The organism is Mobiluncus sp. (assembly GCF_034180645.1).
Classification (GTDB): domain Bacteria; phylum Actinomycetota; class Actinomycetes; order Actinomycetales; family Actinomycetaceae; genus Mobiluncus.
The window spans coordinates 68,883-94,816 of the sequence record NZ_JAXFNY010000011.1; the positions used below are offsets into that span (position 1 = coordinate 68,883).

Annotated in this window: 24 protein-coding genes; 6 read left to right on the forward strand and 18 right to left on the reverse strand. The window is 55.5% G+C overall.

Annotated features, from left to right (window positions below; genetic code table 11):
• Positions 1–7: 7 nt before the first annotated feature.
• The 7 genes from hisB to SPI05_RS04875 form a co-directional block, all read right to left on the reverse strand.
• Entirely contained in the window at positions 8–622 is a 615-nt protein-coding gene (gene hisB, locus SPI05_RS04845; protein WP_321076638.1) for an imidazoleglycerol-phosphate dehydratase HisB, read from the reverse strand.
• Positions 619–1,758, reverse strand: coding sequence for a histidinol-phosphate transaminase (locus SPI05_RS04850; protein WP_321076640.1), 1,140 nt, complete (start codon positions 1,756–1,758; stop codon positions 619–621). Before SPI05_RS04850 ends, hisB begins: the two co-directional genes overlap by 4 nt.
• Complete coding sequence (gene hisD, locus SPI05_RS04855) at positions 1,759–3,090, reverse strand: histidinol dehydrogenase (protein WP_321076641.1); 1,332 nt, start codon at positions 3,088–3,090, stop codon at positions 1,759–1,761.
• Between the two features lie 15 nt (positions 3,091–3,105).
• Positions 3,106–3,945, reverse strand: coding sequence for a carbohydrate ABC transporter permease (locus SPI05_RS04860; protein WP_321076642.1), 840 nt, complete (start codon positions 3,943–3,945; stop codon positions 3,106–3,108).
• The gene (locus SPI05_RS04865; protein WP_321076644.1) at positions 3,932–4,783 is read right to left on the reverse strand and encodes a sugar ABC transporter permease; all 852 of its coding nucleotides are present in this window, start codon (positions 4,781–4,783) and stop codon (positions 3,932–3,934) included. Before SPI05_RS04865 ends, SPI05_RS04860 begins: the two co-directional genes overlap by 14 nt.
• A 98-nt stretch (positions 4,784–4,881) precedes the next feature.
• On the reverse strand, positions 4,882–6,177 hold the full coding sequence (locus SPI05_RS04870; protein WP_321076646.1) for a sugar ABC transporter substrate-binding protein: 1,296 nt from the start codon (positions 6,175–6,177) through the stop codon (positions 4,882–4,884).
• An 8-nt stretch (positions 6,178–6,185) separates the two neighbouring features.
• On the reverse strand, positions 6,186–7,403 hold the full coding sequence (locus SPI05_RS04875) for an aminotransferase class V-fold PLP-dependent enzyme (protein WP_321076647.1): 1,218 nt from the start codon (positions 7,401–7,403) through the stop codon (positions 6,186–6,188).
• Positions 7,404–7,535: 132 nt separating this feature from the next.
• Between SPI05_RS04875 and SPI05_RS04880 the strand changes: the two genes are divergently transcribed.
• Positions 7,536–8,249 carry a FadR/GntR family transcriptional regulator gene (locus SPI05_RS04880; protein ID WP_321076648.1) on the forward strand — a complete coding sequence of 238 codons (714 nt, stop codon included), beginning with the start codon at positions 7,536–7,538 and terminating at the stop codon, positions 8,247–8,249.
• Positions 8,250–8,297: 48 nt separating this feature from the next.
• Here the strand turns inward: SPI05_RS04880 and dnaE are convergent, their stop codons facing one another.
• The 3 genes from dnaE to SPI05_RS04895 all read right to left on the reverse strand — a co-directional run bounded on the left by dnaE (position 8,298) and on the right by SPI05_RS04895 (position 13,544).
• Positions 8,298–11,978, reverse strand: a complete 3,681-nt coding sequence (gene dnaE / locus SPI05_RS04885; protein WP_321076649.1) for a DNA polymerase III subunit alpha — start codon at positions 11,976–11,978, stop codon at positions 8,298–8,300.
• 293 nt (positions 11,979–12,271) lie between these two features.
• Positions 12,272–12,712, reverse strand: a complete 441-nt coding sequence (locus SPI05_RS04890) for a hypothetical protein (RefSeq protein WP_321076651.1) — start codon at positions 12,710–12,712, stop codon at positions 12,272–12,274.
• Positions 12,713–12,836: 124 nt separating this feature from the next.
• A complete protein-coding gene (locus tag SPI05_RS04895) occupies positions 12,837–13,544 on the reverse strand; it encodes a cell wall-binding repeat-containing protein (RefSeq protein ID WP_321076653.1) in 708 nt (235 codons plus the stop codon).
• Between the two features lie 227 nt (positions 13,545–13,771).
• Between SPI05_RS04895 and SPI05_RS04900 the strand changes: the two genes are divergently transcribed.
• Both SPI05_RS04900 and SPI05_RS04905 read left to right on the forward strand, forming a co-directional pair.
• On the forward strand, positions 13,772–14,005 hold the full coding sequence (locus tag SPI05_RS04900; RefSeq protein ID WP_321076654.1) for a type II toxin-antitoxin system ParD family antitoxin: 234 nt from the start codon (positions 13,772–13,774) through the stop codon (positions 14,003–14,005).
• Positions 14,002–14,292, forward strand: a complete 291-nt coding sequence (locus SPI05_RS04905; RefSeq protein ID WP_321076655.1) for a type II toxin-antitoxin system RelE/ParE family toxin — start codon at positions 14,002–14,004, stop codon at positions 14,290–14,292. Before SPI05_RS04900 ends, SPI05_RS04905 begins: the two co-directional genes overlap by 4 nt.
• Before the next feature lie 85 nt (positions 14,293–14,377).
• On the opposite strand, the gene SPI05_RS04910 is transcribed toward SPI05_RS04905, so the two are convergent.
• From SPI05_RS04910 to ftsZ, 7 genes are all read right to left on the reverse strand, one after another.
• Entirely contained in the window at positions 14,378–16,807 is a 2,430-nt protein-coding gene (locus SPI05_RS04910; RefSeq protein WP_321076657.1) for an MMPL family transporter, read from the reverse strand.
• Positions 16,808–16,924: 117 nt separating this feature from the next.
• Entirely contained in the window at positions 16,925–17,839 is a 915-nt protein-coding gene (locus SPI05_RS04915; RefSeq protein ID WP_321076659.1) for an RluA family pseudouridine synthase, read from the reverse strand.
• On the reverse strand, positions 17,839–18,351 hold the full coding sequence (locus SPI05_RS04920; RefSeq protein WP_321076661.1) for a signal peptidase II: 513 nt from the start codon (positions 18,349–18,351) through the stop codon (positions 17,839–17,841). Before SPI05_RS04920 ends, SPI05_RS04915 begins: the two co-directional genes overlap by 1 nt.
• Before the next feature lie 82 nt (positions 18,352–18,433).
• Positions 18,434–19,081, reverse strand: coding sequence for a DivIVA domain-containing protein (locus SPI05_RS04925; RefSeq protein ID WP_321076750.1), 648 nt, complete (start codon positions 19,079–19,081; stop codon positions 18,434–18,436).
• A gap of 130 nt (positions 19,082–19,211) precedes the next feature.
• Positions 19,212–19,511, reverse strand: a complete 300-nt coding sequence (locus tag SPI05_RS04930) for a YggT family protein (protein WP_321076751.1) — start codon at positions 19,509–19,511, stop codon at positions 19,212–19,214.
• Positions 19,512–19,614: 103 nt separating this feature from the next.
• Positions 19,615–20,079, reverse strand: a complete 465-nt coding sequence (locus SPI05_RS04935) for a cell division protein SepF (RefSeq protein ID WP_282921736.1) — start codon at positions 20,077–20,079, stop codon at positions 19,615–19,617.
• A gap of 220 nt (positions 20,080–20,299) precedes the next feature.
• Entirely contained in the window at positions 20,300–21,811 is a 1,512-nt protein-coding gene (ftsZ, locus tag SPI05_RS04940) for a cell division protein FtsZ (protein WP_321076753.1), read from the reverse strand.
• 213 nt (positions 21,812–22,024) lie between these two features.
• On the opposite strand from ftsZ, the gene SPI05_RS04945 reads away from it, so the two are divergent.
• The 3 genes from SPI05_RS04945 (at position 22,025) to SPI05_RS04955 (ending at position 24,387) form a co-directional block, all read left to right on the forward strand.
• Positions 22,025–22,852, forward strand: a complete 828-nt coding sequence (locus SPI05_RS04945) for a transporter substrate-binding domain-containing protein (RefSeq protein WP_321076663.1) — start codon at positions 22,025–22,027, stop codon at positions 22,850–22,852.
• 87 nt (positions 22,853–22,939) lie between these two features.
• Positions 22,940–23,593 carry an amino acid ABC transporter permease gene (locus SPI05_RS04950; protein WP_321076665.1) on the forward strand — a complete coding sequence of 218 codons (654 nt, stop codon included), beginning with the start codon at positions 22,940–22,942 and terminating at the stop codon, positions 23,591–23,593.
• Positions 23,594–23,619: 26 nt separating this feature from the next.
• Positions 23,620–24,387 (forward strand): amino acid ABC transporter ATP-binding protein, encoded by a 768-nt coding sequence (locus tag SPI05_RS04955; protein WP_296182261.1) that lies wholly within the window; start codon positions 23,620–23,622, stop codon positions 24,385–24,387.
• A 28-nt stretch (positions 24,388–24,415) separates the two neighbouring features.
• Here SPI05_RS04955 and SPI05_RS04960 read toward each other — a convergent pair whose 3' ends face one another.
• The gene (locus SPI05_RS04960; protein WP_321076668.1) at positions 24,416–25,840 is read right to left on the reverse strand and encodes a hypothetical protein; all 1,425 of its coding nucleotides are present in this window, start codon (positions 25,838–25,840) and stop codon (positions 24,416–24,418) included.
• Between the last annotated feature and the right edge of the window lie 94 nt (positions 25,841–25,934).

Sequence of the window (25,934 nt, forward strand, 5' to 3'; positions counted from 1 at the left end):
CCCAATGCTACAGAGTTCCTTTGGTGGAGGGCACGCCCACCACCCGCGGATCGTATTCCACCGCGGCCTTTAACGCCCGCGCCAGAGCCTTGAATTGGGCCTCTACGATGTGGTGCGGGTCCCGGCCCGCCAACAGGCGCAGATGCAGACAAATACCGGCATTCAACGCCAGGGATTCAAACACGTGATAAGTCAGCGAACCGGTGAAGTGTCCGCCGATGAGGTGATACTGCTGGCCTTCCGGTTCTCCTTCGCAAACGACGTAGGGCCGTCCCGCCAAATCCACCACGGCGTGCGCCAAAGCCTCGTCCAATGGCACGCAAGCGTCACCGAAACGGCAGATACCGACCTTGTCCCCCAACGCTTCGCGCAGCGCCTGACCCAACACGATAGCCGTATCCTCCACCGTGTGATGGACATCAATGTCGGTGTCTCCCGAGGCTTCAATGTCCAAATCAATCAGGGAATGACGCGCCAAAGCGGTAAGCATATGGTCATAGAACGGCACCGTGGTGTGAATGTTGGCTTGGCCGGTCCCGTCTAGGTTCACCCGCACCTTTACCCGTGATTCTGACGTTTCCCGCGTGACCTGCGCCACCCGGGGGGTCCGAGTTTCGTTCATTGCAATACCTCCTTCAGGGCGGAAAGAAACACCTCAGTTTCCTCCTCGGTGCCCACGCTGGCTCGCAGCCAGCCATCGGGTCCGACTACGCGAATCAACACGCCGCGGTCAAGCAAATCTTGCCAGACTTTTTGGCGGTCGCTGAACTTTCCAAAGAAAACAAAGTTCGTATCCGATTCTGCCACGCTCAACCCCATTTCTCGCAAGGTTCGCACCATCTGGTCGCGAGTGTGGCGCATTTTGTCCACCTGGGCTTGCAGCAAATCTGACTGGGACAGCGCCGCCAGAGCTGCTGCCTGGGTCAGAGACGACAGGTGATAGGGCAAACGCACCAGCATGAGCTGGGAAATAATCTGGGGGCGAGCTGCCAAGTACCCCAACCGCAAACCGGCCATTGCGAAAGCCTTGGACATGGTTCTGGACACCACCAAGTGCGGGTGCGCCGCCAACAGTTCCAGTGCGGAAGGTACCCCGTCACGGCGAAACTCGCCGTAGGCCTCGTCAATGACCACCACGGTCGCGCTCCCGTGCGGCCCGCTGGAACGGGTAAAACTCAGGATTTCAGCCACGTCCGCGGAGCTCAGGTGGGTTCCCGTGGGATTGTTGGGGGAAGCCAGCACCAGCAGCGCCGGGTGAGCGCGGGCTACAGCTTGCTTCAACGCGGCCACGTCCACGGAAAAATCCTCCCGCCGCGGCACGTCCAACAGCTCGGTCACGGTGTTGCGGGCATATTCGGGATACATCGAGTATGTGGGCGAGGACGATAACGCCGGATGTCCCGGTCCGCCAAAAGCGCTGAACAAATGATGCATGACCTCGTTAGAGCCATTGGCGGCCCACAACCATTCGGGAGCCACCCGCACCCCGGATTCCCGCTCCAGATAATCGCTCAAGGCAAGGCGAAGAGCCGGAAAATCCCGGTCGGGATAACGATTCAAGCTGCCCGCCGCTTCGCGCACCGCCGCGGTAATCGCCTCTACCACGGGAGTCGGGACCGGATAGGGGTTTTCGTTCACATTGATGGATACCGGCACCTGCAGCTGGGGCGCCCCGTAGGGTTCGAGCCCTGCCAAGTCCTCGCGCAAGGGCAGTTGCATGGGACCTTCCGGCGTGACGATGGCGTCGGTTGCGCTCATTTACTTGCCTTCCCGACGTGCCAGCAGGGATGCTCCGTGGCCTTCCAGGTCCTCGGCATGGCTGAATACCACCAGGCGGTCGGTCAGCGCGTCCGCGGCCTGTTGGGTGTATTCAATCTGTTGCACGGACTTCAGGAATGCCATCACGTTCAGGCCCGAAGCGTGGGAGGCGGTGCCTCCGGTGGGCAAGACGTGGTTGGAGCCTGCCAGGTAGTCCCCCAGCGGCACCGGGGTGTAGTCGCCGACAAAAATCGCCCCCGCATTGTGAATTTTTGCTGCCACTTCGCGGGCATCGGCGGTTTGAATTTCGAGGTGTTCAGCTCCGTAAGCGTTAGCCACGGCAATGGATTGTTCGATATCTCGAGTGAGGATAGCGCCCGACTGCGGCCCGGATAGGGCGGTGGCGATGCGTTCGTGATGGTCGCGTTGGGGCACCAGGCGCTCCAGTTCCGCTCTCACCTGGGTCACAAGGTCGGTTGAGTCGGTAATGAGGACCGACGCGGCGGCCGGGTCGTGCTCGGCTTGGCTGATTAAATCCGCGGCGACAAATTTCGGCGTGGCGCTGCTGTCCGCGATGATGGCAATCTCGGTCGTACCGGCTTCCGCGTCGATACCGCAGACACTGGACACCACACGTTTCGCGGCCGCAACATAGATATTGCCCGGACCGGTAACTACGTCCACAGGCTCAACCAAAACCTGGCCGTCGTCTGGCGTTTCGCCCTTTGCCCCGTAAGCAAACGCACCAATCGCTCCGGCCCCGCCCATGGCATAGACTTCGTTCACGCCCAGTAAGGCGCAAGTCGCCAGCACGGTGGGGTGTACCGAGCCATCGAAAGCCTGCTGTGCCGGGGAAGCCAAAGCAATCTGGCTCACCCCCGCCACTTGTGCCGCCACCACGTTCATGATGACCGAGCTGGGATAGACCGCGAGCCCGCCCGGAACGTACAGACCCACACGCCGCACCGGAATCCAGCGTTGCGTAACGGTGCCGCCGGGAATAATTTCGGTAACGACCGATCGAGGCAGCTGCGCCTCGTGACCTTTCCGGTTATTGGCAATAGACGTTTCAATCGCCTCGCGCAGCCCCGGATCCAGTTCCTGTAAAGCTCGCTCAATTTCAGCCGCCGGGACCCGCAACAGGCGCGGTCGCACCCGGTCGAACTGCTCGGCTTGGTCACGCAAGGCCTTAGCACCTTCGCGGCGCACCGCATCTATTAGGGGCGCTACCGCCTCCACAGCCCGCTCGACATTGAGAGCCGCCCGCGGCAGCCGCTCGCGTAGCACCGCGGCATCTACGTTTTCTTTTGAAAAATCCAATACGTTGAACACGGTAACATCTTACAGCTATCCCTTAGTAGCACCTTGGGTTAGGCCAGCTACAATCCACTTACTAGCGAAAGAGAACAATATCATGGTGGGAAAAATCGTCAACACAGCGGCTGCAGACATCGGCCCCCATTCAATGTTAAAACTTGAGATGAAACTGTTCAACGCAGTGGGAATCGTACGTTTAGAATCCGAGTTGATTAGGGTTACAGACAAGAACAGCTCATTCCAAATATTGACAAAGTTGAAGATGAAAGTGGCTGTAATCCCCGGCAACATAACTGGCACGATAATACGCCAAAGAGCGGAGAACCTGTTCAAACCATCAACCATGGCTGCCTCTTCGAGTGAGTCAGGGACGTTGTCGAAGAACCCCCGCAGCATGATCGAGGAGAATGGTATGGTCATGGCGATGTAGATGAGGATGAGACCCGCTCGGGTATCAACCAGCCCCAGGGTAGTGAACATCTGGTAGAGCGGACCAAGAGCGATGAACATCGGTATCATCTGCGTGATGAGAAAGGCGATGAGCACTGCTCCTTTCGATCGAAAAGTAAAACGTGACAGAGTATAACCGCTTAGGAGAGCAATCGACGTTGCTACAATCGAACCCAACAGGGCCACCGTCAATGAGTTGAACATATAGGTGCCGAACTGAGCCTTGGAGAAAAGACTCATGTAGTTTTCTAACGAAAAAACGCGTGGCCAATAGCGGACGGGATATTCCGCGATTTGATTGGCTGGCTTGAAAGACGTGAGGAGAATCCAGTACAGAGGGAACACCGTAATGATAAACCACAGGCTCAAGCCACAGATTTTGATTATCTTAAGATACATCGGGGTTTTATTTAGCATCATTACTCCTCGTCAAGAGCAACAGATACGCTCCGGTAAACACCGTAAGAACGCCGACCACGATGAAGCCCAGTGCGGAGGCCAAGCCATAACTGCCCTGCTGGGTGAACTGAATCATCCAAGTCGTTGCGATGTGTGTCTGGTTTCCGGGTCCTCCCCCGGTCATCGCATAGATAATATCCGGGAAGTTAAAAATCCAGATTATGCGCAGCAAAACCGTGAGTATCAAGGTCGAACGAATCGAAGGAATCATGATACTGAACAGGGTGCGCGTGCGGCTCGCGCCATCAATCGCCGCTGCTTCCAACATATCTTGAGGCACGGATTGCAAGGCTGCCAAAATCATGATTGCGAAGAAAGCCACTCCGTACCAGATATTCGCAATAATCACGGCGACGAAAGCTAACTCCGGTTTCGCTAGCCACGGGACGGGAGAATCCACGATGCCGACCCGCATCAATAAGTCATTGAACACACCGAACTCACTATTGAACATCCACCTGAAGAGGATGCCAATCAAGAACCCTGACACTGCCCAGGGGTAAAAAATAACAGCTTGATACAAACCTCTGAACCTGAAGCGATTGCGCAAGGCCAAAGCTATTAAGAACCCAATTACGAACTGGGGAATGAGAGATGCTACTACCCAGATGAGCGAGTTCACCATGGTGTGTAGAAATAGAGGATTCGAGATGAGTTCATGGAAGTTACCGAGACCAACAAACGGGGTGTCGTTGAGATCCCACAAGTTCCATTTTCGGAAAGCCATCTGGGCGCCACGTAACATTGGATAGTAGGTGAAGATGGCTACAAAGATGAAGGCGGGCGCTAGAAATGCCATTATCGTCAGGGCAGACCTGCTCGAGAATGGGCGACGGCTGTGGGCGCGCCCGCTTTCAGCAGACGCACCCACAGCTTTCTTCCCTGAAAACATCGTAGCTAACCTTGCCACTTTTCTGTCCAGAACTTGTCCCACCCGGAGAGCATCTGGGCGGTGGTCATCTGGTTCAAGAGGACCTTCTGCAAGTCTGCTTCTGAACGCTGCATCCATTCGGTCCACCAGGCAACCCCACGAGGTTCCTCAACGGAAATCCAAGTATCTGGGTTGGACGTCATTTCTACGTAAGCAGCCCAAGGACCAGTCTTGAAGAATTCGTCTTCCCCGGCAGCCTGCAGAATCGGCACCAGAGAGTTTTCCTTCGCGAAAGTGGTGGAAGGATCGCCAGCCAGCCATTTCACTAGCTCTACTGCCTCAGCCTTATGCTTAGAGAACTGCGTCACGCCCCAGCCCGCGGTAGCCATTGGCCATGCGGCCTTCCCCGTCGGTCCAACCGGGTTGGGAGCAACACCCCACTGGTCCTCAGTCAGGGACGACTCTTTCACTGTAGCGATTACCTCAGGATCCTGGAGCAGGAAGGCGGTGGAGCCATTGGTGAAGCCCTGCACCATTTCTGCGTACCCCCAGGAAACAGAGGACTCCGGGGAGCCTGTTTTGTATAGCTCCACATATTTATCTAAGGCAGTTTGAGACTCGGGGGTCGTGAAAATCGTCTTGCCACTCTTAACCTTGTAGGCATTGGCTACGTCAAGGTTGTCTGCGTTGTAGGCTTCGAGAATACTCATCAGCTGCCCTGCAGAGTTGGGGCCTCCACGGAAGGCGTAACCGTAGCGGTTTTGCGCGGGATTCTGAATCTTAGCTGCCTGTTCTACCAAGTCTTCCCACGACTTAGGCGCTCCCTCAAAACCAGCCTGTTTCACCAGGTCAGTCCGGTAGAACAAACTCAGACCGTAGAAACCATAGGGGATAAAGTAGGACTTCCCATCAGCATTGATGGTGAATTTTTGAGCCTGATCGGTGAGCTTAGCGAGGCCATCCCAGTTTTTGAAATCCGGGGCCATATCGTAGAGCCACCCGTTATTGCTGAACGGCCCCACAGTCAGGTCACGAACTTCCAGAACATCAACCCCGGAACCGGACTGAAGCATTTGCTGTATTTTTTGATCCGCTTGCTCTGTTGGCGGAGAAATCAACTCGACCTTGATATTCGGATGTTCTTTCTCGAAATCCTGAAGCAGACCTCGAATCAACTCGGTACGAGCAGGGTTAGTCAAGGACTCCACCATTTGGAGCTTTACAGCTCCTTGTGAGTCAGCTCCACTACTTGAGCTGCAACCAGTTAGCCCAAGTGTCAGGGCAAATGAGGCTGCAATTAACACGGCGATGTGCTTGCGCATTATTCCTCCTAATCTTTGTTGTTCATAATATTGGGTTCAGTTGAAACCTGGCTCGCCCACTGGTGCAGCAGTGGAAGACCTTCGCTGGCGAGATAGTCAAAATCTGATAATGAGTTGTATATGTGGGTTGAAAAGCGAAGAAAACCTTGGCCGTGAAAACTCGTGAAGGATAGCGCTATTCCCGTGGCTTCGATGAGGGGAATACGCAACGCATCACTTTGTTCGCGTGTACGTCCCAAACCGAGAGGCAACCGCACCAAACGTAAGGGGCCAACTTTCTGCCCAACATCTGGGAAAGGATCGTCCATCCACTGACGCAGCGTTACGTCAAGAATCTTCTCTCCCTCGTCAGCCAAACGACTAGACCACTGCCTAACCTTGTCCCAACCAACCATCTTATCGATGAGACTCCAGGCGAAGGGCGCTGTGAGCCACGCCGTGGTGTCCATAGTTCCGGTGTGGTCAAAACGTTTGGGGAACTCAAGTTCCGCACCCCAGGAATCTATTAGAGGGAATAACTCCTGATCAGCTTCACGTGAATACAGCAAAGCTGCACCGCGTGGCGCACAGGCAAACTTGTGCAAGTTACCAACCCAGTAATCTGCGTCGAAGCAGATGGGATTTTCCAAAACGCCAGGGGAATGCGCTCCGTCCACTAAGGTAGTAAACCCTAATTCCCTGGCTTTTTTACAAATCTCGTTCGTCGGGAAACGCCGAGCAGTGGCTGACGTAACCTGATCGATGACAAGCAAGCCGGGTGGGATGCTTTGCATCTTTTCTGTCAGAATATCCACAACTTCCATCGCTGTAGCATTCAAAGGAACAGAAGCCACATTGAAAGTTCCACCAGTACGCTGAGATAAACGCCTGGCTCCCATTGAAACCGCGCCGTAACCGTGATCTGTTACCAGGGTATGGACAGGGCTCCTTGCCATAAACCTTTGGAAAACTACCGATGCGCCTGCCGAAACATTGAAAACAAAAGCCAGGTGTGACGGGTCCACACCCAAAAGCCTCGCCATTTCCTCGCGCGCCCTGCCTACCCGTTCGTGAGCTGCCGAGAACCAACTCACGGGGTTTTGCTCCATTAAAGTACGCAGCCGGTTTTGTTCAGCTTGTACCTCCACCGGTACTGCGCCGAAAGAGCCGTGGTTGAGATGCTTGCATCTTGGATCGAGAGACCAACTAGGTCCTGAGTTATACGAGTAAGCAGCGGAGAACTTCATCGTTCTAACCTCCTTGTCTGGCAATTTTAGCACCTAATGCGGTGAAAGGTAATAATTTGTGCAATTTTTGTTTTATTGTCTGACAATTTATATTCTCGGAGGACTGGAACTATTTCCTTGTAAGGTGGAACTATGCAAGACGCAGTAGAACAAGCCCGCTTGGGGCTATGCAGAATGATTGCCACTGGGGAGCTAAAACCGGGACAGGTGCTCCCCTCTGAAATTGAACTATGCGAACGCTTTAATGTTTCGCGCAGCTCGCTTCGCGAAGCTCAAAAAATGCTGCACGTGGCTGGAGCACTGGATTTACGAAGGAACGCCAGTGCGCGTGTATCCCAACTCACACCGAAAAACGTGGTGGATGCGCTTACCGCTATCGTCCCGCTGCTACCTCTTGATTCTTTTATCGAATTATTCAACTTGAGGGAAATACTGGAAGGCTACTGCGCCGCTCAAGCAGCAGCAAGGCTCTCGGATTCTCAAATCGAGAAGCTAGAGCAAATTGCGATGGATCTGAGGGAATGTGCCCCAGGACACGATGCACAAATCCTAGATACCGAGTTCCACAAGCTCATAACCAGTGCTGCGAATGACCAGGCCATCATTTCCCTACTCAAAGTGCTGCGTCAACGCGGTAGGGATTACCACATTTATGAAGAACCTGAACGACTCGACTTGAAAAAAGTTAGCGATAACACCCACCTAGAGATTGTTCAAGCGATAAAAAACCGTGACCCAGAACGAGCCTCATTCTTGGCACGAGCCCACGTCCACACCACTAAAACCTGGCTAGAGACTTACCGTCCGAACCCAGACCTTTTTTCAAACAACCTTGAGGACGTCTAGACACTACAGATTCGCGAAAAGGCCACTCCCATAGAACATGGTTAGGATTTAAAGACTGGATGCGTCGAATAGAGTCGTATCCGACAGCGTCTGCTCCGTACGAGACTCAACCGGGGAAATCTCAGCCAGTTCGGCGGCTGCGGTGGATTCTAAGGGGTCAGTTCCCGGAGTGATAATCGAGTCATACCCCAGCATGGCGCGCAGCTCGCCTAAGAAATCCGGGCCGGCGTTAACCAGGCGTTCGGGACCCAAGTCCAGAACCTGCAGCTCCCCCTGCTCCAAAATATGCAGACGCACGGGAGCCTGGCCGGGGAAACGTTCCAGCAGGGCACCAAAGGCACGCATGTTCTCCGCTGTGCAGCGCTCAGCAGGCAGCAATAAATCAACTTCGTCCAAGTGATCCAGATGCAACGATAAGTTCGGCACGCTCAGGTCGCTGGCGTAAATCGAAACTGATTCATCCTCGCGGCGCAGCCGTCCACCGACCACCACGATATTGTCTTGAACCAAATCAGCGGCAATGTTTTCGTAGGTTTTCGCAAAGAACAGCACTTCTACTGAGCCGGTCATGTCCTCGATTTTCGCAATCGCCCACTGCTGGCCGGAACGTTTGGAAATTTTTACGTTCACCGCTGTCACCAGACCGGCAATTTTGACCGGAGAATCATTGCCTTTTCCTTCGTCCGAGGTCAAATCCACGATATGGTCCTCAGCCAGGCCTTCCAACATCCGTTTCATCCCCGACAGCGGGTGGTCCGAAACATACATTCCCAGCATCTCACGTTCAAACGCGAGCAGTTCGTTCTTGGGCCACTCCGGAAGATCGGGAATATCGATGCTGGCTGAACCCAGCAAATCATCCTCCGCCTCGACCCCATCCATCTCTAAGGCGGCAAACAGGTCGAACTGTCCGTTAGACTCTTGACGTTTCGTGGACACCACCGCTTCCACTGCCTGTTCATGAATCACGGTGAGCGCGCGGCGCGAAGCCCCGAAAGCGTCAAATGCTCCTGCCTTAATGAGTGAACCGATGGTGCGTTTGTTACAGACTTCTGCCGGAACTTTTTTCAGGAAGTCGGAAAAGGACGTGTAGGCGCCTTTTTCCTGCCGCGCCTTGATGATTTCCGCAACCACGTTTTCTCCGACGTTGCGAATCGAGGCCAGTCCGAAACGAATGTCGTTTCCGTCAGGTGCAAAAGCCCCATAGGACTGGTTCACGTCAGGAGGCAAGACCCGAATCCCCATGCGACGCACCTCGTTCAAATACATCCCCAGCTTGTCTTTATCCGTCTGGGTAGTCAGCACGGCCGCCATATATTCGGTCGGGAAGTTTGCCTTGAGATAGGCAGTCCAGTACGCAATCAGCCCGTAAGCGGCCGAGTGAGACTTGTTGAACGCATAGTCGGCGAAAGGCACCAGGATATCCCACAGGGTTTTACAGCAATCCTCGGAGTAGCCGTTAGTAATCATCCCATCATGGAATTTCACGTACTGTTCAGCCAGGACGTCTTTCTTCTTTTTCCCCATGGCTTTACGCAAAATATCGGCCTGCCCCAGTGTGAACCCGGCGACCTTTTGGGCGATAGCCATGACCTGTTCCTGATAGATAATCAGACCGTAGGTGTAGCCGAGGATATCTTTCAGCGGTTCTTCCAGCTCACGATGAATCGGCTCAATCTTTTGCAGCCCGTTTTTCCGAAATGCATAGTTCGTGTGGGAATTTGCCCCCATCGGTCCGGGTCGATACAGTGCCACCAAAGCGGAAATATCGTCGAACTCGGTAGGCCGCAGCTGCTTCAGCAAGGTGCGCATCCCCCCGCCATCGAGCTGGAACACCCCCAAAGTTTCGCCCGTGGACAGCATTTCATAAGTCGCTTTGTCATCAACTTCCAAACGCTCGAGGTCGGGTGGGGTTTTCCCGTTAATCTTAATGTTGTCCAGGGCATCAGAAATAATGGTGAGGTTCTTTAGCCCCAGGAAGTCCATCTTTAGCAGACCCAGGTGCTCACAAGTCGGGTAGTCGAACTGGGTAATCATGGCTCCGTCTTGCGGGCGTTTCATCATCGGAATGACGTCGGTCAAGGTTTCCCGCGACATAATGACCGCACACGCGTGTACCCCCCACTGGCGCACCATGCCCTCCACCCCAGCTGCCAGGTCAAAAATTTGGCGATTAAACGGGTCCTCGGCCACGACCTTGCGGAATTCTTCTGCCTCTTTGTAGCGGGGATGCTGCGAATCGTACATGCCGGACAGCGGGATGTCTTTACCCATGACCGCCGGCGGCATCGCCTTGGTGAGCTTTTCACCTTTTGAGAAATCCGCGCCCGAAATGCGTGCCGCGTCCTTAAGTGCTTGTTTTGATTTAATCGTGCCGTAGGTCACGACCTGGGACACTTTGTCCTTGCCGTATTTGCGGGTCACGTAGTCAATCACATCTTGACGGCGACGATCGTCGAAATCCACGTCGATATCCGGCATGGACACCCGCTCCGGATTAAGGAACCGTTCAAACAACAGCCCGTGCTTGATGGGGTCCAAATCCGTGATGCGCATGGCGTAGGCGACCATGGAGCCAGCGCCGGAGCCGCGCCCCGGTCCGACCCGAATTCCGTTGTCCTTCGCCCATTGGATGTAGTCCGAAACAATCAGGAAGTAGGAGGGGAACCCCATTTGGATAATAATCTCAACCTCGTAGTCGGCACGTTTGCGGACTTCCTCGGAGATACCGTTCGGGAACCGATACTGTAAACCACGTTCGACTTCCTTAATGAACCAGGATACTTCGTCTTCTCCAGCTGGAACCGGGAAAACCGGCATGAAGGTGCCTTCCTTCACGTCTGGGAATTCAACATTGCACTGCTCGGCAATCAACAGAGTGTTGTCCAGAGCCTCGGGGATTTCCGCAAACAGTTCGTGCATTTCTTCGCTGGGTCGCAGATAATAATCCGTGCCGTCAAAGCGGAATCGATCCGGGTTGGACAGCCGATCCCCGGAGTTGATGCACAGCATCGCGTCTTGAATTTCCCGGTCTTCCTTATAGACGTAGTGAGAGTCATTGGTGGCGATGACAGGTGCGTTGATTTCCCGCGCTAAGCGCAGCAAGTCTTTGCGTACGCGGTTTTCGATGGATAGACCGTGATCCATCAGCTCCACATAAAAATTGTCTTTGCCAAAGATGTCCTGCAGTTCCCCGGCAGCCCGCCGGGCCTCCTGGTACTGCCCCAACCGCAACCGGGTCTGGACCTCCCCGGAGGGACAGCCTGCCGTGCCAATCAGCCCCTCGTGATAGCGTTCCAATAGTTCCCGGTCAGCCCGCGGCCATTTTCCCATCTGTCCGTCCAAGGAGGCATACGAGCCCAGCCGGAACAGGTTGTGCATTCCCTCGGTAGTTTGGGACAACAGCGTCATATGCGTATAGGCACCCCGAGCGGACACGTCGTCACCGGCCTTTTGCTGTTCTAAAGTCCCCCACTGCACTTTCGTGGTGTCGAAACGCGAAGTTCCCGGAGTGACATAGGCTTCCAAGCCAATAATGGGTTTAATCCCGGCATCATGACATTCTTGATAAAACTCAAAAGCCCCGAACAGGTAACCATGATCGGTGATCGCCACGGCCTTTTGCTGGTTTTCTACCGCCTTGTTGACCAACTTCTTGATCTTCGCCGCACCGTCCAAAATCGAGTAATCGGTGTGAACGTGCAGGTGTACGAAGTCGGAATTGGGCATGGGTTTATCTTATATCAATAGCCTCCCCGGTCGCCTTCCCGGACGGCTCCCCTTTGGTCGGTCGCGTGTCGGTTCCCCCACGTGGGTTTTTACCCTTCAATAGCCTCCCTTGGTTACGTTTTCGGGTAGGGTGCATTTTCGGGTTAAACCGCCGGGGCGGCGGGCTCTGTTTTGAGCTTCGGCAACGCGATGCCCACCGGGCATCGCTTAATCGTTGCCTCAGCCCTTTTCACGATGGCTCACTCGCTTCGCGATGCCATCGCGCCCACCGCCCCAGAAAGCTATTCAATTATTCAGTACCACCAGTTACCGTTTTCGTCCCAGTCAGCCCAAAAGGGTTTGTGGTCTCCATAGTTCTGGTAGCAAATCACGGATTGTTCGTCAGCAGCACAGCTCACATCTTCGAAATCAGTGGTTAGCCTTTTACCTACGGGGAACGGTTTTGTGTATTGCTTCATGGGTGAACCGGGGGCACACAGGGAAAGACGTGCAGGCTTGCCATTGGCAGTCCCCTCCCAGTTACTCTCGGAGGGCTGTTCAACTTGCTTACCTTGTTTAGCAAAAAGAACTACATCATACATATTCGGGTCCTCCGCATCTTTAAAGAACTGGTAACCATAGGCCTGAGTGGAATCCAGACCATCCATGCCCTCGGTAACCTTACCAGTACCATCTTGGACTTTCGGGAAAAGCAGTTCCGGAGGGTACACGCTTGCATGTCCAAGCAAAGTCACATTAAGTCCGTAGCCCAAAGGTCATATGCAGTATTCATAGGCAATATTAGGATTATCATTCACCCATTCAATTTCAACTGGGGGCAAGGCCATGACTTCTGCAAAGGACATATCTTTTGCCCGATTACCCTGCAGCTTCGCCTGCGGCGGCCTTCACGTTGGAGTCGGGCAGGACGCCGGTGCCGCCAATGGCTGTAATGTGCGTAACGCCCAGGGCAATGACCTGACCCGGATTCAACTTCGCGATAACATCCTTCAAAGCCGCCGCCGAAGCATCAGACGTAAACGTCAAAATCGGTCCGTCACGCAACACAGAGGCCACGACCGCATCCGGGGAACCTGCCCCGGCGTTCTTCGTCACATACACAACCTTCGGGTTACCGTTAACCTTCACCCACTGCTCCGCAATCGCTGCGGCTGTCGCATTACGATCCGCACCCGCAAGGCGTTGCACGTTACCATCACCAACCAGCGCCTTGGCCTGACCCTCAATACCCTGAGCAACCGCACCAGTGCCACCAAGAAGAACAACCTTACCTGGCTTCTTACCACCCAGGTTCAAGGTGTTACCGTCAGTGAGGACGACCGGTCCATCCCCGATGGTTGCCGCCGGCAGGGCATCCACCGGATTCTTATTGCTGGCCACGTACACTACCGGCCAATCGCCCGAATACGCATGATTCGCCACCGCAATCGATGTCTCCACACCAGTCGGACCCGACAGACGATCCCACGGCAACTCCGCTGCCACAGCCGGAACGGAAGACAAACCAACAAGCCCAATCAGGGAACCTATTGAAACAAGACCCGCAAACAACCTTCGCTTACCCATAAAAACCTCCTAAAAGTAAAGAAAAACCAATGGGTAGTAAAACACTATTAGAGCACCCACCCCCGCAGGTGTTTGGAAAAAATCACCCCAAACTTTACCAAATCTTTACCAAATGGGTTTTTGTTGACATCAGAAAACTCACCCTATCAACCGAAGCAAACCGGGGAAACGCATCCCAGGGACCCCATCGAAAGGAAAGAATTACCAATCTTTGGTAAGATAGAAACATGGCTACGAATACTTCAATCAGTCTTGACGAACACTTCACGACGTTCCTTGCTGACCAGGTAAACAGCGGGCGCTACCACAATGCCAGTGAGGTTATTCGCGCTGGGTTGCGCATTTTGGAAAACCAGGAACTCGAATACGCAGCCTTGCGCAAAGCCCTGCAAGATGGCGAAAACAGCGGCCCTGCCGAACCCTTTGATTTCGACGCGTTCATCGCCAGGAAGAAATCATGAAGCCTTACCGCCTGAAGCCAGCAGCGCAAAAGGACTTATCCGATATTTGGGACTATACGCAAGCGAACTGGGGTGTTGAGCAAGCTGAGAAATACACGCGGGACATTCAGCGAGCCATTGAAACCCTTGCCGACAATCCCCTACGCGGACCTGAGCGGCCGGATATTGCGGCTGATTACCGCAGCATTCCCGCCGGGAAACACGCAATCTTCTTCCGGGTCGAACCCGGCGGAATCGTGATTGTTCGAATACTTCACGAAAGCATGGACCCAGGTCGACACCTGTAAATGAGTTTTTAGGTCGGGACAAAAAACTCACGGGAACCGTGACCTATCCAACCAACGCGACCCTAGTGGACTATTGAAAGCAAATTTATTTGGTGTCGGCGGGGACTTTCTTGGCGGTCCAGGGCAACCAAATCGGGCGGCCGATGTCATGGGTCAGACCGACGATGGTCAGCGAGCGGACAATAAACGTGTCAATCAAAATACCCAGAGCCACAATGACCGCCAGCTGGAACATAAACAACAGCGGGACGACCACCAGCGCGGCGAAGGTCGAGGCCAGGACGATACCGGCCGAGGTGATAACCCCGCCGGTCAGCGCCGCGGCGCGTTTCGTGCCCTCGCGGGTGCCGTGCTTGATGGACTCCTCGCGGGCGCGGCTCAGCAGGAAAATCGTGTAGTCCACGCCGAGCGCGACCAGGAACACGAAGGCGTAAATCGGAATCGAGGCGTCCGCACCAGGGTGACCCAGAATCTTGAAGAAAATAATCGAGGAAATCCCCATGGCCGCGCCGAAGCTGACGACGTTCACGAACAACACCAACAGCGGCGCCACCAGCGCACGCAGCAACAGGATCAACAGCACCACGATAACCGCCATGACGGCCGGGAAAATCTTATGGAAGTCATTGGTCGCGGTCGTTTGCGTGTCCAAAGTCTGCGCCGCAGGACCTCCGACAAGGGATTCCGCGTCGGCTTTGTGCGCAATGTCGCGGATTGACGCGACGACCGCGGCAGCCGCCTTGTCTTCGTTGGGCATGGTCGTGGTGATGTTCAGCATGACCCGCCCGTCAATAGTCTTCGGCTCCGGTTCCTGGGTCGGTTCTGTTGGCATGGTGGCGGGCATTTGACCCTGCGCGGCCAACTGTGCGGCAATTTCCGGCGGGATTTCACCCGAGGTTGTGTCCACGCCCAGGGGCGGACCCACCGGCGCGCCTTGCTGATCCGCGGCTGCGGTATCGCCGCCCACGCCAGCGGACATGCCTTGCGGGCTGGCCGGCTCGTCGGTCACAAATTCCGTGGATTCCACGCCTTCCAGGGCTTCCACGTCGGCCTTGACCGCCTCGGCCACGGATTCCTTCATGATCAAGGTCGTGGGCTGACTTGAGCCGGCGTCAAACTTTTCGTTGATTAGAGCGAAACCGGTGACGGCTTCAGGCGCGTTCGTGAACTGGTCAGTCGTCGAGGTGCCTTCGGCGTTGAACGTAAAGAAGAAAGCGGCACACACACCCAGGACTGCCAGGGTTCCGATCCAAACCGGGCGGTCGTGGCGTGCCACGAAGTCTGCCACTTTGGCCCAGGCGCCGTGGGATTTCTCGATGGCCTCGGCCTCGGTGTCGTAGTGCTTTAACTTGGCCGGCCAGAAAAGGATTTTCGCGTGCGTGCCTGGCAGCATCAGGATACCCGGCAACAGCGACAAAGCCGCGGCCACCGCGAAGAAAATACCCAAGGCGGCAATGGGGCCAAGGGAGGCGGTAGACGACAAATCGGACAGCATCAAGGTCAGCAAACCGGCCATGACCGTGCCGCCGGAAGCCACGATCGGCTCCCAAGAGCCCTTCAAGGCCGCCGCCATGGCGTCGATCGGGTGGGCTTTCACCATCATTTCCTCGCGGTAACGGGCAATCAGCAGCAAACAGTAGTCCGTCGTGGCACCGATGACCAGGATGGCCAGGATGCCTTGGGTTTGACCGTTCAGACTCAAGATCCCGTTCTTGGCCAGGTGATAGACGATAAACACCGCGGCACACAGGGCGCTCATAGCAGTACCCAACACGGCCACCGGCAGCAAGATCGAGCGGTAGACCACCACCAGGATGACAAACACCAAGCCCAGCGCCACCAGCAGCAACGTCAGGTCAATACCGGTGAACGCTCCACCCAGGTCGGCCGCCAAACCGGTCGGACCGGACACCAACACTTCAAGCCCCTGCGCCCCCGGGTCGGCCTCGGTAATCGCGTCACGCAGGGCGTTGACCGCCGAATTCATGCGTTTCTTGCCGTTCGCGTCCAGGTCGTTAAGGGCATCGGCATCCAGGTTCATCGGCATCAACACCGAATCGTTGGCCTCGTTGGGAATCGCCGGCACGAAGGCGCCGTCCCCATCCATCAGCTCCGAAAACTTTTTGTCCCCGGGAATTTGGACGTCGGGCAACGACCCCGCCAAATCGCGCAGCCAGGTCATTTGCGCCTCGGTCAGCTCCGATTCGTCGGTCGTGGTGGCGACAATCAAAGCCGGAATCAACGCCGAATCGTTGAACTCCTTCGCCGCATTCGTCGCCAAGGTCGATTCCGCGGTTTTCGGCAAAAACACGGCCTGGTCGTTTTGGGACACCGTGCCGATCTTTCCCTGCGCCATGCCGCCAAAAGCCAGCGCCGCCAGCCACAAACACAGCAGCAACAGCCGCAGCGGAATCGCTTTGCGCGAGGCCAAGAACCCCATAGCTCGATTGACGAAACTTTCTTTCTTGCTCAAATGCCGGGCTTCCCCAGGCAAGGTATCGGTCTCGACAGTCACAGTGCCTCTTCTCTCAGGCGGTCATCAAAATTTGAACCGCTTCCCTCTACCCTATCGCACTTCACCTCAATAGTTAACAAACTTAATGAGTTTTTTGTCCCGGCTTAAAAACTCATTTCATCCCCGGAGCTGGGCTAACGCGGCGGCCAAATCCTCAGGTAAGGGCGCCTCGACCGCGACCTCAAGGCCGGTGCGCGGGTGCTTAAAAGCCAAACGTGACGCGTGCAACCACTGCCGGCCTAATCCCAGCCGAGCCGCCGTTTTCCAATCCGCTCCATATTCTGTATCACCCACCAAGGGGTGCCCGATAGCCGCGAGATGCACGCGAATCTGGTGGGTACGTCCCGTCTCCAGCTGGACTTTCAACAAAGTTGCTCCCGATAGTTCCTCGGTGACATCGTAGTGCGTCACCGAGGGCTTGCCACCGGACACCACCGCCATCTTAAACTCACGCCCCGGCGCCCGTCCGATGGGGGCATCAATAGTTCCTACTGGGGGTTTTACCCTTCCCGTGGCTAGGGCGGTATAAATTTTTTCGACCCGGTGGTAGCGAAACTCGTTTTTCAGTTTGCCGTAGGCGAGTTCCGATTTCGCGACCACCATCGCTCCCGATGTTCCCGCGTCTAAACGATGCACGATACCTTCGCGTTCCACCGGACCGGAAGTTGACACCGGAATCCCGGCAGCACGTAGCGCCCCAACTACCGTAGGTCCCTCCCAACCGGGGCCGGTGTGGGCGGCGACCCCGGCCGGCTTGTCCACCACCACCAAATCATCATCGGCATATAAAATCCCCAAGTTTTCCACGCGGGTGACTTCGGGAACATAGCAGGTAGGTTCGGGAATTTCGATTTCCAACAGACTTCCCGAGGTCAGTTGATCGGATTTTTTCAGAGTCTCGCCGTTTTGCGTGGCCGCTCCCGATTCCAACAGAGTTCCCGCTTTTGCTCGTGACAGCCCCAAAAGCCGCGACAATCCCACGTCAGCGCGAAGCCCCGCAAGCCCCTCCGGTACCGGCAACAAGCGACTCACTAATCTTTATCCTTTTCGAGACCATCCTGACCTGTACCCGCTTCGGCGCACCTCGGTTTGGGTTCGGATTGAGGAGTGGCGAACAGCGGTACGCCGCGAACCAGCAAAACGAAGACTACCGCTACCCCAACAACTACGAAAATGTCAGCCACATTGCCGACGAACCATCCGAAGTAATCGATAAAGTCCACGACCTCTCCGGTACCCCACGTCGGACCTTGGAACCTATCTACCAGGTTCGCCAGTCCCCCTCCCGACACAACCGCCAAGGTGTAAGCCCACATCCGGCTGTGTGTCGAGAAAGACAACACAGTCAATATAAACACCAATATCAAGCTAAATATGGTCACGACCAGGGTCTGACCCTGACCAATGGACAAAGCGGCACCGGGGTTGTGAGTGAGGTGCAAAGTTACATATGAGCCCAGCAGGGGCTGCGGCTCAGTACCGGAGACCAGGAAACGCTGGGCCAGACGTTTCGTCATCTGGTCGATGCCGCCTACCACCACCATGATTAAAAGCACCATCAGCCAGCGGGAGAAACGGTGGGAATCTCCCGTCGGCTGATGACTAAAGATGGATTTGAACGACAACTTAGTTGGTCGGTGCGGAACTCGCCAAGTCCGAAAGAATGCCTTCCAAGAACGAACTCATCTTGGCGCGATACTCGGATTCGAAAGTCTTGAGCTCTTCGATCTTGCGCTCCAACATGCCGCGTTCTTGCTCCAACTGCGCCAGGACGCGGGAATGCTCTTGCTCTGCCTCGGCAATAATCCGATTGGCTTCGACGCGAGCATCGGCAATGATTTCTTCGCCCTTCTTTTGGCCGTCTTGCACGTATTCGTCGTGCAGACGTTGCGCCATATCCAGCATGGAGACCGCAGAAGTCGACTCGGGAGCCTCTGCAGTAGTCGGAGCAGATTCCACCACCGGGGTAGGTTCCGGAGTGACCGGCTCGGGAGCTGCTTCTGCCACTGGCGCCACACCGCTGCTCAGTTCGGCAATCTTGCGGTTTGCCTCATCCAGCTCGGCCCGGAGCGCATCACGCTCTTTGGTCAGGGTATCGAGGGTATTCACCACCTCGTCCAAGAAATCGTCCACTTCATCCTGGTCATAGCCTTCGCGGAATTTCGTGGGCTGAAACTTCTTGTTGACGATGTCATCTGTGGTGAGCAACGCCATATTCGTCACCTCGTCCGTATCAGGGGGCTTGCGCCCCGATTTCCAAAACCTTTTGGGCATTCGCACGTTTTGTACAAAAGACATTGTTACACATTTTTTGTTACTTGTGTGAATACTGAGGTTTAAAACTTACTCCGAAAGAGGGGAAATTTGCTAATTGCCCAGAGCGATGAAAATGGAAAAACGGCATCTAAACCATAAAAGTGAGCCTGACCACCAACCATTGCAGTCCGAACAGGAGGATGAACAACACTAAAAACCCCATGTCAAGCGCCAATCCGCCGACACGAAGCGGAGGTATCAAACGCCCAAAAAAGCGTACCGGTGGATCTGTCAAGGCATAAATCAAGTTAGCCAACACCAAAATAATTCCCCGGGGGCGCCAATCTCTAGCCAAAATCTGGACCCAGTCCAGAACTACCCTCAGAACCAGGATGAAAACATAGACGTTTATCACGTAGTAAATAACCAAGCCGATGAGTCGTACCATATCCACGCAGACAATCCTACCTGACAGCGCCCGGCTAAACAGACCAAGGCTCCCCCACCACTAGACGCGATGGGGGAACCTCAGAATGGAAGGAAATTAACAGTCACAAAGTCTGCAAAAGGGAGGCCGAGCGATTCGGACTAGCCTCGATAGTCTTAAGGTTCTGCGGGGAAAGCAGGAACACTCGGGTGCCAACTTCCTCAAAAGAACCGCGCAGACCGTAAGTCAAGCCGGAAGCAAAGTCCACCATGCGCTGCGCTTCCTTGGCGGAAAGATAAGCCAGGTTGAGGATGACTGGCACATTGTCGCGCAGGTAGTCCCCTATTTCTTTGGCATCCGAGTACGTGGTGGGCTTGGCCGTCTTAATCCGGTCAATAGTGCCGATTGGCGCCTCAGCAGGAGCGTCCGGGTGGGTGTGCGGAGCAGTTTCCGATTCGGTGGAACCGGGAAATTCATGAAGCTCGCCCAAAGGAGCTTCATCTTCGAGGAATTCCTCATCTTCGTAATCGTCAATGTCGGGTTCTCGCAAGCCGACCTTCTCTAAAACGTTACGCAGCGCCAGACCCATAATATCTCCCCTAGGTTTCGGTGTGATTTGGACAACTGGAATGAGACTATGCGAAGACCGGTAGTTTATTGGGGAATTTTTACGGAGTGTCGCTAATCAGAGCGAAAAATTGCGAAAACCGCCCCGTCGATGACTGGTAATCATCGACGGGAACGGTTTCTTTTGGGAGAGAGGAAAAAGTTTCGAGCTGCGCCGGTATCGCCCCTGGAGCGCAGTGGAATTATTTCAAAAAGTCCGGAATGTCGAGTTCATCGTCTGCCGCGATGTCGTCAAAGACGTGTTCCAGGCGCAGTGCTGGCGCACGCTGTTCCCGGGAGGAATCGACATAGTCCGGTACGCTCGCCGCATCGGGCGACACTGGACGAATCCCTGAGGTAACGGCTAGAGGCTCCTGCTTTGCGTCAGGAATTCCGTTCAGGCCGGTGAGTTTGATTTCCGGTTGATGCGTCTCTGACTTGGGCCGCACGGCGCCCACCGCCTCGGTTCCAGCGGGGAACTTCGGGGCTTTCAACTCGGGAACTATCGCAGCCGGTTCGTGGCGGTGCTGAGCCAGCCGAGCCTCGATTCCGTCAAGGATTTCTTCCTTTTCAGAAGCAGGTTCAGCAGTTGCCGGGGCGGGCTTCGGCGTCGCCGGAGCTTCCGCATTCGGCTGCGGTGCCGTCTGCTGGCTCGGTTCGTTAGTCCGGGGCGAAGCCGGCTGCTTGGCACTCGGAGCGGCCGGGGCGGGATGCGCTGCTGTGGCACGGGCGGCAGATGACTTCTGAGCGGCATGCGCGGAGGTGGCATATCCACCCTTGCCTTCAAAGCCCGCGGCGATAACTGTGACTTTAATCTCATCAGCAAATTCTTCGTTCGGGGCGTAACCGATAATGACGTTAGCGTCTGGATCGGCCAGTTCGCGAACCATCTGGGCAGCATCGTTCATCTCTTGCATCCCCAGGTCCGTCCCGCCTTGGAAGAAGATGAGCACACGGTCAGCCCCGTCCATGGAGCTTTCTAGCAGCGGCGAAGAGATTGCCATCTCTACTGAGCTGAGAGCCCGATCCGGGCCAGTAGCGGTGCCAATGCCCATCAGTGCGGTCTTGGCATCTTTCAACGTGGTGGTCACGTCAGCGAAATCGACATTGATGGTGCCGGGGATGGTGATGATTTCGGTGATGCCCTGTACGGAGGATTGCAGGACCTGGTCAGCGGCACGGAAGGCTTCCAGTACCGAGAGGTTGGCATCCGTAGATTCCAACAGACGTTGGTTGGGAATGACAATGAGGGCATCAACTTGTTCGCGCAGCGCTTCGATACCTCGATCGGCTTGTTGCTCTCGACGACGTCCCTCAAATTGGAAAGGACGAGTAACCACACCGATGGTCAAAGCGCCGAGCTCGCGGGCGATACCGGCCACAATCGGTGCCGCGCCCGTGCCGGTGCCGCCACCCTCACCAGCGGTGACAAAAACCATGTTGGAATCGCGCAGCGCCTCACGGATATCTTCCTCGTGAGCAGACGCTGCCGCTTTGCCAACTTCGGGATCAGCTCCAGCGCCCAACCCGCGGGTGGACTCCCTGCCAATCTCGAGTTTGACATCAGCATCCGACATCAGCAGGTCTTGTGCATCGGTGTTAATCGCGATGAACTCGACCCCGCGCAGATTTGATTCAATCATCCGGTTTACCGCGTTGACACCGCCGCCCCCGACGCCTACGACGCGGATGACTGCCAGTGGTGCTGGTTCCATCATGGTTTTCCCCTTCCAACCTTAACCTTGAACTTAAGGGTTAAAGTAATGCCGTCTTTTTGACGCCAGAAATTTAGTGAGTGTTGCGCAATTAACCGGGATGCGCTTCGGCGTGTTTTGGAATTTCAGATTTTTGACGCAGTTTAATTCCCGGCGGCCACGCTGTTAGACTGCGAAAGGCAAAAGCAATTTTCACTATCTAAAGGAAAGACAATGGTTTTAAAAAAAATTGTCAGCTTGGCGGCGGGCCTCGCCGTAGCTTTTTCTTTGACCGCTTGCGGCGGCGATTCATCTAACAACGCCGGCACCGAGGGGGGCAACACCGCGAAAAGCGCGGGCGACAAGTTCGTGGTCGGCTTTGACGCGAACTTCCCGCCTTACGGTTACAAGGACGAAACGACTGGAGAATACACCGGTTTCGACTTGGATTTAGCTGCCGAGGTAGCGGAACGCAACGACTGGACCCTGGAAAAGAAACCTATTGACTGGGATGCCAAAGATATGCAACTCGATTCGGGATCGGTGGACTGCTTGTGGAACGGTTTCACCATGAACGGCCGCGAGGACAAGTACACTTGGTCAAAACCTTATGTAGATAACTCCATTGTTTTTGTAACCCGCAGTGCTGACAACCTGAAAGACGCCGCGGCTCTGGAGGGCAAGACCGTCATTGTGCAGGCTGATTCTTCCGGTTTGGCAGCTCTGGAGGACGAAGCCAACAAGGATTTGCTCGCTTCGTTCAAAGCCCTGAACAAAGTTCCCGACTACAACAACGCGTTCATGAGTCTGGAAGCCGGGGCGGCCGATGCGGTGGCCGTGGACATCGGTGTCGCCAACTACCAGCTGGAGACGCGAAAGAAGGGACTGTTCACCATCATGGAAAAGCCGGTGCAGACCGAACAGTACGGCGTGGGCTTCAAACTCGGCAACGAAGCCCTGCGCGACCAGGTACAAACCACCCTGGATGAGATGATTGCGGACGGTAAGTTCATGGAACTGGCCCAGAAGTACGGCTTGGAAAACGCCGTCATCACCAAGTAAACGTAGCCAAAGTTGAGTTTTCGGTGTCCCTCTTAGCGCGGGACAGCGGTCACGGGCACCGAAAACTCCTCAGTTTTAGAATACAGCATGAACGAGTGGACTTTCCTTCCTGAACTGACCTTGGGTTTTGGTCGAACCGTGATTCTGTTCGCGTTGACGCTGGTCATTTCCCTCCCCCTGGGATTACTGGTGTACGCCGGGCGGGTGGTCCCTTTTAAACCCCTGAACTGGATAGTTCAGTTCTATATCTCGATTATGCGCGGCACTCCCTTGATGCTGCAGCTCATGGTCGTTTATTTCGGGCCCTATTACCTGTTCAAAGTGCCTATCAGCGCGTCTTACAATTTCTGGGCTGCCATCATTGCCTTTTCAATCAACTACGCTGCCTATTTCGCCGAAATTTATCGTGGCGGTTTCCAGGCTATCCCCCAAGGGCAAACTGAAGCGGCGTTTGTCCTAGGCTATTCCCAGCAGCGCACTTTCTATACCATCAAGTTGCCCCAGATGTTTCGCACGGTGCTGCCCTCCATCACTAACGAGGTCATCACCCTGGTCAAGGACACGTCCCTGGCCCAGGTCATTTCTTTCTTGGAAATGTTTTCTATCGCCAGGGAATACGCCTCCACCACCGCTTCCATGGCACCTTTCGTCGCTGCCGGCATTTTCTATTACGTCTTTAACATGGCGGTGGCCGTGACCATGAACAAGTTGGAAAAACGCGTCAGCAAGTATCAAATCTGAAACAGTCACCAGCAAAGCAGGGAATCATGAGCACCGCACTATCTATTAAAGACATGCACAAGAGCTTCGGCGATTTGGAAGTCCTGAAGGGTGTCTGCGTTCAGGTCGAGCAGGGCGAGGTCCTGGCGATTCTGGGCCCTTCCGGTTCGGGGAAGTCCACCTTGCTGCGCTGCGCCACTTTCCTGGATTACATGGATTCCGGGAGCATCGAATACTTCGGAGAAACCGCTCTCACCATGAAAAACGGGGAAAAAACCTCGAGCGGTGATGAAAAACGGTTCCGGCATGACTACGGATTGGTGTTCCAGAATTTCAACCTGTTCCCACACTGGAACGTCATGCGTAACCTCACCGATGCCCCAATCAAAGTACAGCATCGCAATCCCGCTGAAGTCCGCACCGAAGCCCAACAGCTCCTGGAGCGCATGAACCTGGCAGACAAAGGCAACGCTTACCCCTCCGAGCTGAGCGGGGGTCAAAAGCAGCGCGTGGCCATCGCCCGGGCGCTCGCGTTGAAACCGCGAATGCTGTACTTTGACGAACCGACTTCCGCGCTGGACCCGGAGCTGACTGGTGAAATCCTAGCCATTATCCGCTCTCTGGCTGACGAACGCATGACGATGGTTATCGTCACTCACGAGATGGAGTTTGCCGCCCAGGTCGCTGACCGTGCCGTTTTCATGGACGGCGGGACCGTATTGGAAGAAGGCCCCGCGGAACAGCTCATTCACCACCCCACTCAGGAGCGCACTCGCCAGTTCCTCCACAAACTCCAGGGCGAACAGCCGCACTAACGCCGCTTTTGACCATGCTGCGGCAAAGCTAAGCAGATTGGGATTCCGAGTGGGACCCAGCAGCCGATGATTCCGCGGCGCTGGCCGAGTCATGCGACATCTGCATCCGCGCCAAGGATGTCAGCATCCGAATCTCGGGGCCCAGGCGCCGCACGGAGGGGAAATTCGTCTGTTCCAACCCTCCCAACAGCAGCAAAGCGTCAAATCCTTGGTTGCATTCCAGCAGTGCTCGCGCCCGCAGCAGCCGAGCCATGAACCGTGCGTCCCCTTCTGTTCCTTGCAGCAACAGACCGTCGGGAAGGGGATGCGAATCCAGCAGCCCCAAAGACGAAGACACCTCGACATTGCCGTTACGTTCGTCATAACGGGCCGCCAGAGTGGCGGCTGCCTGGCCCAGCAAATCGCGAGCCTGTGCGACAGTCGGGTGTACCAAGGCGGGAATCTCGTGGAAACGCGAAGTCGGAGCCAGCGACACTTTCAAGGAATACCTCCCGTATCCAGCCCAGTCCAAAGACTCCAAAGCCCCGATGATAGCGCGCATCCCAACCAACAAATCCCACGGATCGTGAGTATGGCGGATTAAACCCAGGTGCCTCTCCAGCAGCAGGAGCAGGCGCGGCCACATTCCCGCCACCCCCAGGAATCGGAAGTGTTCACTAATCTCGGAAAGCCGGGATTCCTCGCGGTCATATTCATAAGCCACCAAGTGCGCTTCCCAGGCGACCTGCCAGGCATCCGTGGCTACCAGTCCGGGCAGCATCACCCGTAGCAGCCGCGCCTTCTGCGGACCGGGAAGCTCATGAGTCAACATCCGCCACGAAACCTGCAGCGCCTGTTCAGGGTGGCGTTCCCAAGCCAGTTCTACTTGAGAAATATCGACCGCACGTCCCAGTGCCGGATGATCCGCCGGGGTAATCCGGTCGATAGCGCGGTCCAAGAAATACCGGTCACTAGCGGGGTTCCCTAACGCCTCCCGCATCCGATGGCGCAAATAGTCTCCAGCCGCTGACGAGGGTCCCAGGCTATCTTGGAAAGCCTGCAAACCTGCCAGTAAATGATTCAACAGTGACAGGGGAACGTCGGGGTGAGTGCAGGCGCTTTCAATAACCTCGGGATAGTACCGGGCGAGCTGCTCCAGCTGGCGTGAATCATACAGTTCCGGGCGGTGCAGCAAACGCGTCAACGTTGAGGAAAATGCTTCCAGCGCCTTACCGGGGTTACGCCCTTCCAAATAGCAGCCAATCAGCTCAATTTCAGCCCCGGCCAGCAAGTCATCGTAGCCGGCGTCACGCGCCGCACTCACCACGTCCAAAGTCGCTTTCGTGCGTGGCAGCCCTGGCGGAATCGAAGCCGCATTCATCAACTGCGTGGCTAACACCGCAGCACTGTAAGAGGCAGAATCATCCGGTGCGGAGTCGAAGGAGTAAGCATCATCTGAAAACGTTATGCTCAACAGACTCCCCCTTAAACTATCCCGGTTAAACTCACCATACCGGCGCGCGTTGCCCCGGCGCGCGTGACACACCGGGAAACCGGACGGGGAAACT